The organism is Roseomonas sp. TAS13 (assembly GCF_001950415.1).
GTDB lineage: Bacteria > Pseudomonadota > Alphaproteobacteria > Acetobacterales > Acetobacteraceae > Roseomonas > Roseomonas mucosa.
This window is the reverse complement of record NZ_BDLP01000147.1, coordinates 1-10,554: the sequence shown is the minus strand read 5'-3', so window position 1 is coordinate 10,554 and position 10,554 is coordinate 1. Positions and strand designations below refer to the sequence as shown.

The window sequence follows — 10,554 nt, the reverse complement described above, 5'->3', positions numbered from 1 at the left end:
GCCGCCCGAGGCCGCCTCGCGCCGGCCGCACGAATTCTCCGGCGGCCAGCGGCAGCGCATCGGCATCGCCCGCGCCCTGGCGGTGGAGCCGGAGATGATCGTGGCCGACGAGCCGGTCTCGGCCCTCGACGTTTCCGTGCAGGCCGGCGTGGTGAACCTCTTCGCCGAGCTGCGCGAGCGGCTGGGCCTTACCCTGGTCTTCATCACCCATGACCTGCGGCTGGTGCGCCACCTCTCCGAGCGCGTGGTGGTGATGTACCTGGGCAAGGTGGTGGAGGAAGGCCCGACCCGCCGCCTCTTCGCTGCGCCCCGCCATCCCTATACCCGCGCCCTGCTGTCCGCCGTGCCCCGCCTCGACCCCTCCGCCGCCCCGCGCCCGGCGCCGATCTCGGGCGAGGTGCCGAGCCCCCTCGCCCCGCCCTCCGGCTGCGCCTTCCACACCCGCTGCCCGATCGCTCAGTTCCCGCGCTGCTCGGCGGATGTGCCGGAGCTGACCGTCCGCCAGGGGCCCTGGCCGGTGGCCTGCCACTTCCCGGGATAGAGCCGCCGCAGCTCGTGCCGGAATGGGCCGCCGTTGTGCCTCTGGCCCGGGGTAAAGGCTCCGCCTTCCCCCGTAACCCCCATCCGCCAGGAGCCGGTGGCTCCTGGACCTGCCGTCAGTTGGCTCGCACTGCCGCCAGATCGCGCCGGAGAGCATGGCTCTCCGGCAACTGCGGGTGCCACCCGGTGCCGTTTCCGGCACCCCACTGTGTCCGCCAGCCCTGCCGGCTCGTCCCTTGGAACTGACGGCCACCACCGGCGCCAACTCAAGCCGGGGTCTGGGGACATGCTCATGTCCCCAGCGGAGAGGGGGGGGCCGGGCGGAGAGGCGGAGCCTCTTCCCCGGGGCCAGCCCGGCAGCACGGCGCCGAATCGCGCATTCCCGCCGGAACCCGGCCACTCAACCCGGAAAGAACCGGTTCCCCGGCCGTGGCAGGCCCAGATGCTCGCGCAACGTCTGCCCCGCATAGTCGCGCCGGAAGATTCCGCGCCGCTGCAGTTCCGGCACCAGCTTCCGCACCACCGCCTCCAGCCCGCCGGGCAGCCAGGAGAACATGACGTTGAACCCGTCGGAGCCACGCTCCACGAGCCACTGCTCCATCTCGTCCGCGACGCTGCGCGGCGTGCCGACGAAGGCGAGCCCCGCATAGCTGCCGGCCCGCTGGGCGAGCTGCCGGATCGTGAGGTTCTCCCGCCGCGCCAGCTCGACCATCCGCTCCCGCGCGCTGCGGCTGGCATTGGTCTCGGGGATCTCGGGCAGCGGCCCGTCCGGGTCGTAGCCGGAAACGTCATGGCCCAGCATCCCGTTCAGCGAGGCGATGCCGCTGTCGTAATGCACCAGGGAATCCAGCCGGCGACGCTCCTCCTGCGCCTCCTCGATGCTGTCGGCCACGACGAGGAAGGCCGCGGGAAGGATCTTCAGGTGGTCCGGGTCGCGCCCCAGTGCCTCCATGCGGCCCTTCACGTCGCGGTAGAAGCTCTTGCCGGCTTCCAGATTCGGCGAGGCCCCGAACACCACCTCCGCCGTCTCGGCCGCAAGCTGCCGCCCCGCCTCGGAAGCGCCCGCCTGCACGATGACCGGCCAGCCCTGCACCGGCCGCGCGATGTTCAACGGCCCGCGTACATTCAGATGGGGTCCGTGATGGTTCAGCACATGCATCCGTGCCGGGTCGAAATAGATCCCGCTTTCCGCATCGCGGAGGAAGGCATCGTCGGCGAAACTGTCCCAGAGGCCGGTGACCACATCGTAGAACTCGCGCGCACGGTCATAGCGCGCATCGTGCTCCATCTGCGTGTCCTGACCGAAATTCAGCGCCGCATCTGGATTCGCGGTGGTGACGATGTTCCACCCCGCCCTGCCGCCGCTGAGATGGTCGAGCGAGGCGAAGCGCCGGGCGATGTGATAGGGCTCGTCGAAGGTGGTCGAGGCGGTCGCCACCAGCCCGATCCGCTCCGTCGCGCCCGCCAGGGCGGACAGCAGCGTGAAGGGCTCGAAGGAGGTGACGGTGTGGCTGCGCTTCAGCGCATCCACCGGCATGTCCAGCACGGCCAGATGATCCGCCATGAAGAAGGCGTCGAACTTCGCCTCCTCCAGCCGGCGCGCGAGATGGCGCAGATGCGCGAAGTTGAAGTTCGCGTCCGGCCAGGCGCCAGGATAGCGCCAGGCACCGGTGTGGATGGCCACGGGGCGCATGAAGGCGCCCAGGTGCAACTGTCGGGCCATTGAGGATTCCCCCGCCCGATCCGGCGGGATTGCCGGTCGGTTCCCCGGGGATCTGGAGACGTGCCCACCGTCTTTCCAGCCATGGCGCCGCCGGAGCCCCGCGCGGCGGCGCCAGCCATGAAAAAAGGGCGGGAGCCGAAGCTCCCGCCCTCCTTCCTCGCATCCACCGGGGCATTGCCCCGGCGGCGTCGGCCTCAGAGGCCCAGCATCAGGCGGCGCGGGTCCTCGATGCCTTCCTTCACGCGGACCAGGAAGCTCACCGCCTCCTTGCCGTCCACGATCCGGTGGTCGTAGCTCAGCGCCAGGTACATCATCGGACGGATCTCGATCTTGCCGCCCACCGCCATCGGGCGCTCCTGGATCTTGTGCATGCCCAGGATGCCCGACTGCGGCGGGTTCAGGATCGGCGTGCTCATCAGCGAGCCGTAGATGCCGCCATTGGTGATGGTGAAGGAGCCGCCGGCCAGCTCCTCCAGCTTCAGCTGGCCGTCACGGGCACGCTTGCCGAAGCCGGAGATCGCCTTCTCGATCTCCGCGAAGGACAGCTCCTGCGCGTTGCGCAGCACCGGCACGACGAGGCCGTTCGGCCCGCCGACCGCGATGCCCATGTTCACGAAGTTCTTGTAGACGACGTCGTCGCCGTCGATCTCCGCGTTCACCGCCGGCCATTCCTGAAGGGCGGCGACACAGGCCTTCACGAAGAAGGACATGAAGCCGAGCTTGGTGCCCTGCTTCTTCTCGAAGGCGTCCTTGTACTCGGCGCGCAGCGCCATCACGGCCGACATGTCCACCTCGTTGAAGGTGGTCAGCATGGCGGCGGTGTTCTGCGCCTCCTTCAGCCGGTTGGCGATGGTCTTGCGCAGGCGGGTCATCTTCACCCGCTCCTCGCCCGCCTGCGGCGCGCGCGGCGCCTTCGGCGCGGCGGGCTTCGCCGGCTCGGAGGCCGGACGGTTCAGGAAGGCCTGCACGTCGCCCTTCGCGATACGGCCGTCCTTGGCCGAGCCGGCGCCGATCTGCTCGGCGGAGACGCCCTTCTCCGCCATCATCTTGGCGGCGGCCGGCAGCGGCGCGTGCTCACCACCCCCCTTGGTCGGCGTCTCGACGCCGCCCGGGCGGGACACGGGGCCGGAAGCCGGGCGCGGCTCCTCGACCTTCGGGGCCGCCGGCGCGGCGGCGGAGGCGGCCGCCGGCTTGGCGGCCGTGGCGCCGGAGCCCGCGGCGATGGAGCCCAGCAGCGCGCCGACCTCGACCTCGGCGCCCTCGTCGGCGGCGATCGCCTCCAGCACGCCGGCTTCCGGCGCGTTGACCTCGACCGTGACCTTGTCGGTCTCCAGCTCCACCAGCGGCTCGTCAGCCTTCACCGCCTCGCCGGCCTTCTTCAGCCAGCGCGCCACGGTCGCGGTGCTGACGCTCTCGCCCAGGGTGGGGACCAGGATATCGCTCATGGATTCTTCTCGTTCCGTCTCGTCAGGAAAGGGCGAGAGCCTGCCCCACCAGGGCCTGCTGCTGCTCTGCATGCGTCTTCGCCAAGCCGGTGGCCGGGCTCGCCGCGATGGCACGGCCCACGTAGTCCGGCCGCTTGGCCGCGATGTCCAGGCCCTTCAGCACCTTCTCCAGGCGCCGATCCATGAAGGTCCAGGCCCCCATGTTCTCCGGCTCCTCCTGGCACCAGATCACCTCGGCCTTCTTGTAGGGCGCGAGGACGGTGGCCAGGGCCTTCGCCGGGAAGGGATACATCTGCTCCACCCGGACGATGGCGACATCCTTCGCCCCGGCGTCGCGGCGCGCCTGCAGCAGGTCGTAATAGACCTTGCCCGTGCAGAGCACGACGCGCTTGACCTCCTCCTCCGGCGCGATCGCGTCGATCTCGGGGATCACGGCGCGGAAGCCGGTGCCGGGGCCGAACTCGCTCAGGCTGCTCACCGCCAGCTTGTGGCGCAGCAGCGACTTCGGCGTCATCTGCACCAGCGGCTTGCGGTAGTTGGCCTTCATCTGCCGGCGCAGGGCATGGAAGTAGTTGGCCGGGGTGGTGATGTTCACCACGCGCATGTTGTTCTCGGCGCAGAGCTGCAGGTAGCGCTCCAGCCGGGCGGAGGAATGCTCCGGACCCTGGCCCTCATAGCCGTGCGGCAGCAGCAGCACGAGGCCGGACATGCGCAGCCACTTCGTTTCGGCCGAGGCGATGAACTGGTCGATGATCACCTGCGCGCCATTGGCGAAGTCGCCGAACTGGCCCTCCCAGAGCACCAGCGTCTGCGGGTCGGCCAGCGAGTAGCCGTAGTCGAAGCCCATCACGCCGAACTCGGAGAGCAGTGAGTTGAAGGCGTCGAAACGTGGCTGACCCTCGCGGATGTTGTTCAGCGGGACGTATTCGGACTGGTCCTTCTGGTCGATCAGCACGCAATGCCGCTGCGAGAAGGTGCCGCGCTGCACATCCTCGCCGGACAGGCGCACACGGTGTCCGTCCAGCAGCAGGCTGCCGAAGGCCAGGGCCTCGCCGGTTGCCCAGTCGATGCCCTCGCCGGTCTCGATGGCGTTCTTCTTGGCCTCGAGCTGGCGGGCGATCTTCGGGTTCACGTTGAATTCGGCCGGCACCCGGGCCAGGGCGCCGCCCACCTCGCGCAGCGTGTCGAGGGACACCGCGGTCTCGTACTCGGAATCGGCGGTCTCGTCGGTCGGGGCCTTCAGCCCGGCCCAGTGGCCTTCCAGCCAGTCGGCCTTGTTCGGCTTGAAGCTCGCCGAGGCCTGGAAGGCGTCCTCCAGCTTGGCGTTGTAGGCGTCGAGCATGCCCTGCACGTCGGCCTCGGCCAGCGAGCCCTCCTCGACGAGCTGCTTCGCGTACTTGGCGCGCGCCGTCGGGGTTTCCTTGATGCGGGCATACATCAGCGGCTGGGTGAAGGCCGGCTCGTCCGTCTCGTTGTGGCCATGGCGGCGATAGCAGACGATGTCGAGCACCACATCCACCGCGAACTGCTGGCGGAATTCGGTGCAGAGGCGCGCGGCGAAGACCACGGCCTCGGCATCGTCGCCGTTCACGTGCAGGATCGGCGCCTGCACCGACTTGGCCACGTCCGTGCAGTAGAGGCCGGAATAGGCATGCGCCGGGGTGGTGGTGAAGCCGATCTGGTTGTTGGTCACGACATGCACCGTGCCGCCGGTGCGGTAGCCGATGAGCTGGCTCATCGCCAGGGTCTCATAGACCACGCCCTGGCCGGCGAAGGCCGCGTCGCCGTGCAGCAGGATGCCCATCACGGACTTCCGGCTCTTGGTGTCGCCCGCCATGTCCTGGCGCGCCCGCACCTTGCCGGCCACGACCGGATCGACGCATTCCAGGTGGGAGGGGTTCGGCTGCAGCGAGAGATGGACCTTGCGGCCCTCGATCTCGATGTCGGTGGAGGTGCCCAGGTGGTACTTCACGTCGCCCGAACCCTGCACCGAGTCCGGGTTGGCGGAGCCGCCCTTGAACTCGGAGAAGAGCTGGACGTAGGGCTTGCGCACCACGTTCACGAGCGTGTTCAGGCGGCCGCGATGGGCCATGCCGATCACCACCTCGTTGACGCCGTCCTTGGCGCCTGTCTCGATCACCGCCTGCACCGCCGGGATGGTGGCCTCGCCACCCTCCAGGCCGAAGCGCTTGGTGCCGACATACTTCTTGGCGCAGAAGGCTTCCCAGCCCTCGGCCTCGGTCAGGTCCTCCAGGATCGCGGCCTTCTCGGCCTTGCTGAAGGCATCCCTGGCCTTCCAGGGCGCGCCCTCGATGCGGCTCTGGATCCAGGCCTTCTGGTCCGGGTCCTGGATGTGCATGAACTCGGTGCCGATCGAACCGCAGTATGAGGCGCCGAGGGTCGCCATGATCTCGCGCAGCGTGGCGGTCTCGCGGCCCAGCGCGCCGTTGATGAAGATCGGGCGGTCGTAGTCGGCCTCGGTGAAGCCGTAGCTGGCCGGGTCGAGCTCGGCATGAGCCTTCTTCTTCTGAAGGCCCAGCGGATCGAGGTCGGCCTCCAGATGGCCGCGCACGCGATAGACGCGGATCAGCATCAGGGCGCGCAGCGAATCGAGCACTTCCTGGCGGCTGGCGCCCGGGGCCGCCGCCGGGGCGGCACCCTTGCCGCCCTTTGCCGGGGCCGGGGCGGGCTCCTCCGGGGCGAAGCCGCCGCGCGGGCGCGGGGCCCAGGAGGCGCCGGAGGCATCCTCCAGCACGGCGCGGGCATCGTCGTTCAGGGCCGCGAAGAGCTCCTGGAAGGACGGATCGACGCTGTCGGGCTTCTCCACCCAACGCGCGTAGAGATCCGCGAGGAAGGCGGCATTCGCCCCCGTCATCGCGGTCGCGAGGATGTCCACACCAGGCATCGGTCTTCCTCCTGCGAGCCGACCCTCCGTCGGGCCAGCCGGCTGACGACATGCAAGAACGCCGCCGCTATACTGCGGCGACGTCCGTAAACATAGTGACCATGGCCGGAGGATGGCACCCGCGACAGGCGGATCAGGCCCGCGTTGCGGAAGAAGGTCCCGCCCCCCGGCCGCGGGGGTTCCCCGAAAGGGGAAGTGCCCCGGGGCCGGGCCCCGGAGCGGTTCAGGCCGGACGGTTCAGCCCTTGATGGCCTTCATCATGGTCGAGCCCAGCGCGGCCGGGCTGTCGGCCACGAAGATGCCGGCGGAACGCATGGCATCCATCTTGGCCTCGGCGGTGTCCTTGCCGCCCGAGATCACCGCGCCGGCATGGCCCATGCGGCGGCCCGGAGGCGCCGTGGCGCCGGCGATGAAGCCCACGACCGGCTTGTAGTTGCTGGAGCCGGGCTTGTTCTCCTGGCCCAGGAACTCGGCCGCGATGATCTCCGACTGGCCGCCGATCTCGCCGATCATCACGATCTGCTTGGTTTCGGGGTCCGCCAGGAACATCTGGAGAACGTCCAGGAAGTCCGTGCCCTTCACCGGGTCGCCGCCGATGCCCACGCAGGTGGACTGGCCGAGGCCCGCGGCCGTGGTCTGCGCCACCGCCTCATAGGTCAGGGTGCCGGAGCGGGAGACCACGCCCACCGAGCCGCGCTTGTGGATGTAGCCCGGCATGATGCCGATCTTGCAGGCTTCCGGGGTGATCACGCCCGGGCAGTTCGGCCCGATCAGGCGGGACTTGGAACCGTCCAGGGCGCGCTTGACCTTGACCATGTCCAGCACCGGGATGCCCTCGGTGATGCAGACGATCAGCGGGACCTCGGCGGCGATCGCCTCCAGGATCGAGTCGGCGGCAAACGGCGGCGGCACGTAGATGACGGAGGCATCGGCGCCCGTCTTCTCCACGCACTCGGCCACCGTGTTGAAGACGGGCAGGCCGATATGGGTCTGCCCGCCCTTGCCCGGGGTCACGCCGCCCACGTAGTTGGTGCCGTAGGCGATGCCCTGCTCGGCGTGGAAGGTGCCCTGCGACCCGGTGAACCCCTGGGTCATCACCTTGGTGTGCTTGTCGACGAGGATAGCCATGGTTCAGGCCGCCTTCTTCACGGCGTCCACCACCTTCTGGGCGGCGTCGGCGAGGTTGTCCGCGGGGATGATGGCAAGCCCCGATTCGGCCAGGATCTTCTTGCCGAGGTCCACGTTCGTGCCCTCCAGGCGCACCACCAGCGGCACCTTCAGGGTCAGGTTCTTGGCGGCCTGCACGATGCCCGAGGCGATCATGTCGCACTTGGCGATGCCGCCGAAGATGTTGACCAGGATGCCCTTGACGTTGCTGTCCGAGGTGATGATCCGGAACGCCTCGGTCACGCGGTCGGCCGTCGCGGTGCCGCCGACGTCGAGGAAGTTCGCGGGCGAGGAGCCATAGAGCTTGATGATGTCCATGGTGGCCATCGCCAGGCCGGCGCCGTTCACCATGCAGCCGATCTCGCCATCCAGCGCGACGTAGTTCAGGTCGTTCTTGGCGGCGTCCAGCTCCTTGGGGTCCATCTCCGTCTCGTCGCGGAGGGCCTCCAGGTCCTTGTGCCGGAACAGCGCGTTGTCGTCGAAGGAGACCTTGGCGTCGAGCGCCACGACCTCGCCCGCGCCGGTCACCACCAGCGGGTTGATCTCGACGATCGCCATGTCGAGGTCGGTATAGGCCTGGTACATGGCCGTCACGAACTTCGTGAAGACGCCGACCTGCTTGCCCTCCAGCCCGAGGCCGAAGGCGAGCTTGCGCGCGTGCCAGCCCTGGATGCCGGTGGCCGGATCGACGGCGACCTTGAGGATCTTCTCCGGCTGGTGCTCGGCGACCTCCTCGATCTCCATGCCGCCCTCGGTCGAGGCCATCACGGTGATGCGCGAGGTTTCGCGGTCCAGCAGGATGGAGAGGTACAGCTCGCGCTTGATGTCGCAGCCGGCCTCCACATAGACTTGGTTGACGACCTTGCCCTCGGCGCCGGTCTGCTTGGTGACCAGCGTATGGCCGATCATGGCGGCGGCGGCTTCCTTGGCGGCCTCCGGCTTGACGACGCGCACGCCGCCCTTGCCGTTCGGGTCGTCCTTGAAGCGGCCCGCGCCGCGCCCGCCGGCATGGATCTGCGACTTCACCACCACCACGGGGCCCGGCAGCTTCTTCGCCGCGGCCTCGGCCTCCTCCGGGGTCCTGGCGACGTAGCCGTCGAGCACCGCGACGCCGTAGCGGCGCAGCAGCTCCTTGCCCTGGTATTCATGGATGTTCATACGGAATCCCCGCTCTCTGGATGCGGAAAGGGCCGGGATCGCCCCGGCCCAGGTTTCTCAGACGCCGAGCTTCTTGAAGTCCTCGACCAGCTTCTTCACCGCGTCGCAGGACTTGTCGAAGGCCGCCTTTTCCTCCGGGGTGAACTGGACCTCGACGATCCGCTCCACGCCGCCCTCGCCGATCACCACCGGCACGCCCACGTAGAAGTCCTTCAGCCCGTACTCGCCGTTCAGCATGACGGCGCAGGGCAGGACGCGCTTCTTGTCCTTCAGGTAGGCCTCGGCCATGGCCACGGCGGAAGCCGCCGGGGCGTAGAAGGCGGAGCCCTTCTCCAGCAGCTTCACGATCTCGCCGCCGCCATTGGCGGTGCGGGCCACGATCGCGTCGATCTTCTCCTGGGTGGTCCAGCCCATCTTCACCAGGTCGGGCACCGGGATGCCCGCCACGGTGGAGTAGCGGGTCAGCGGCACCATCGTGTCGCCATGGCCGCCCAGCACGAAGGCGGTCACGTCCTCGACGGAGACCTTGAACTCCTCGGCCAGGAAGAGGCGGAAGCGGGAGCTGTCGAGCACGCCCGCCATGCCCACCACCTTGTGCGCCGGCAGGCCGGACTTCTGCTGCAGCGCCCAGACCATCACGTCCAGCGGATTGGTGATGCAGATCACGAAGGCGTCCGGGGCATACTGCTTGATGCCCTCGGCCACCTGGCCCATCACGCCGGCGTTCTTGGTGAGCAGGTCGTCGCGGCTCATGCCCGGCTGGCGGGGGAAGCCGGCGGTGACGATGACGACGTCCGCGCCCGCGATGGCCGCATAGTCGGACCCGCCCGACATGGCGCTGTCGAAGCCGTCCACCGGGCTGGACTGCATGATGTCCAGGGCCTTGCCGGCCGCCACGCCACCGAAGACGTCGAACATGACGACGTCACCGAGTTCCTTGAGACCGATAAGGTGGGCGAGGGTGCCACCGATGTTGCCGGCGCCGATCAGCGCGATCTTCTTGCGGGCCATGGGGTTTCCTTATGAAAAAGGACCGTCCGTATGTGGAAAGGCCGCCGGACCGATTAGACCCGTGGACACGGCCCGACAAGGCGTCGCCGCCAGCCTCTTCGCAAATGCAACAGAGGATTGTCCGGGCACGGAGGCAACCTCCGCCTGTCCCCCGCCCCTCAATCGCCCATGGAACCGCTTGCCGGAATCGGAACGGCCCGCCCCCGGAATGCCGGGAGCGGGCCGTAACCTACTGCAATCAAGGCGAAAAGCCGCTTGGTTCCGTCCATCCGGGCCAGAAAGGAGGAACCCCCTCCCCCTTTCCGGCCCTTTGCCGGTCAGAGCGGCATGCAGCGGATCGTGTCGGTATGGCCCCGGGCCAGCGTGGCCAGCGTGCCCTCGGGGCAGGCCATCTGCTCGGCATCCGGCGCCGGCAGGCCGGCGTGCCAGACGCTGCGGCGCGGCGTCGCCGCCCGGGCGGAGGAGGCGAAGCTGGCCAGCCGCGCGCCCGTGCAGTTGCCCCGCGCATCCCGCCGCAGGCAGGTGCCGGAGGCCACGGCCTTCATCTCGGAACGGCTCATCTGCCTGCCCGCCACCACCTGGCGCCCGCCGCCCCCGGCCTTGGC

Annotated in this window: 7 protein-coding genes and 1 pseudogene; 1 reads left to right on the top strand and 7 read right to left on the bottom strand. The window is 69.1% G+C overall.

Annotated features, from left to right (window positions below; all coding sequences use genetic code 11):
* Positions 1–541: ABC transporter ATP-binding protein (locus ROTAS13_RS12820; protein ID WP_139323349.1), on the top strand; the 541-nt coding region annotated here is incomplete at its 5' end.
* Positions 542–940: 399 nt separating this feature from the next.
* On the opposite strand, the gene ROTAS13_RS12815 is transcribed toward ROTAS13_RS12820, so the two are convergent.
* The 7 genes and pseudogenes from ROTAS13_RS12815 to ROTAS13_RS27170 form a co-directional block, all read right to left on the bottom strand.
* Positions 941–2,263, bottom strand: coding sequence for an LLM class flavin-dependent oxidoreductase (locus ROTAS13_RS12815; RefSeq protein ID WP_037250408.1), 1,323 nt, complete (start codon positions 2,261–2,263; stop codon positions 941–943).
* Positions 2,264–2,457: 194 nt separating this feature from the next.
* On the bottom strand, positions 2,458–3,708 hold the full coding sequence (gene odhB, locus ROTAS13_RS12810; protein WP_058389925.1) for a 2-oxoglutarate dehydrogenase complex dihydrolipoyllysine-residue succinyltransferase: 1,251 nt from the start codon (positions 3,706–3,708) through the stop codon (positions 2,458–2,460).
* Between the two features lie 22 nt (positions 3,709–3,730).
* Positions 3,731–6,613: a 2-oxoglutarate dehydrogenase E1 component gene (locus ROTAS13_RS12805; RefSeq protein ID WP_075822542.1), complete on the bottom strand. Its 2,883-nt coding sequence runs from the start codon at positions 6,611–6,613 to the stop codon at positions 3,731–3,733.
* Between the two features lie 237 nt (positions 6,614–6,850).
* On the bottom strand, positions 6,851–7,741 hold the full coding sequence (gene sucD / locus ROTAS13_RS12800) for a succinate--CoA ligase subunit alpha (protein WP_019460869.1): 891 nt from the start codon (positions 7,739–7,741) through the stop codon (positions 6,851–6,853).
* A 3-nt stretch (positions 7,742–7,744) separates the two neighbouring features.
* Entirely contained in the window at positions 7,745–8,938 is a 1,194-nt protein-coding gene (sucC, locus tag ROTAS13_RS12795) for an ADP-forming succinate--CoA ligase subunit beta (protein WP_019460868.1), read from the bottom strand.
* Between the two features lie 57 nt (positions 8,939–8,995).
* Entirely contained in the window at positions 8,996–9,949 is a 954-nt protein-coding gene (gene mdh / locus ROTAS13_RS12790) for a malate dehydrogenase (protein WP_027280627.1), read from the bottom strand.
* A 317-nt stretch (positions 9,950–10,266) separates the two neighbouring features.
* Positions 10,267–10,554: pseudogene (locus tag ROTAS13_RS27170) on the bottom strand (hypothetical protein); the annotation flags it as partial.

What these genes read in the sequence shown, in the direction of transcription:
- ROTAS13_RS12815 (WP_037250408.1), bottom strand. Translation starts at nt 2,263, where the DNA reads ATGGCCCGACAGTTGCACCTGGGCGCCTTCATGCGCCCCGTGGCCATC.
- odhB (WP_058389925.1), bottom strand. Translation starts at nt 3,708, where the DNA reads ATGAGCGATATCCTGGTCCCCACCCTGGGCGAGAGCGTCAGCACCGCG.
- ROTAS13_RS12805 (WP_075822542.1), bottom strand. Translation starts at nt 6,613, where the DNA reads ATGCCTGGTGTGGACATCCTCGCGACCGCGATGACGGGGGCGAATGCC.
- sucD (WP_019460869.1), bottom strand. Translation starts at nt 7,741, where the DNA reads ATGGCTATCCTCGTCGACAAGCACACCAAGGTGATGACCCAGGGGTTC.
- sucC (WP_019460868.1), bottom strand. Translation starts at nt 8,938, where the DNA reads ATGAACATCCATGAATACCAGGGCAAGGAGCTGCTGCGCCGCTACGGC.
- mdh (WP_027280627.1), bottom strand. Translation starts at nt 9,949, where the DNA reads ATGGCCCGCAAGAAGATCGCGCTGATCGGCGCCGGCAACATCGGTGGC.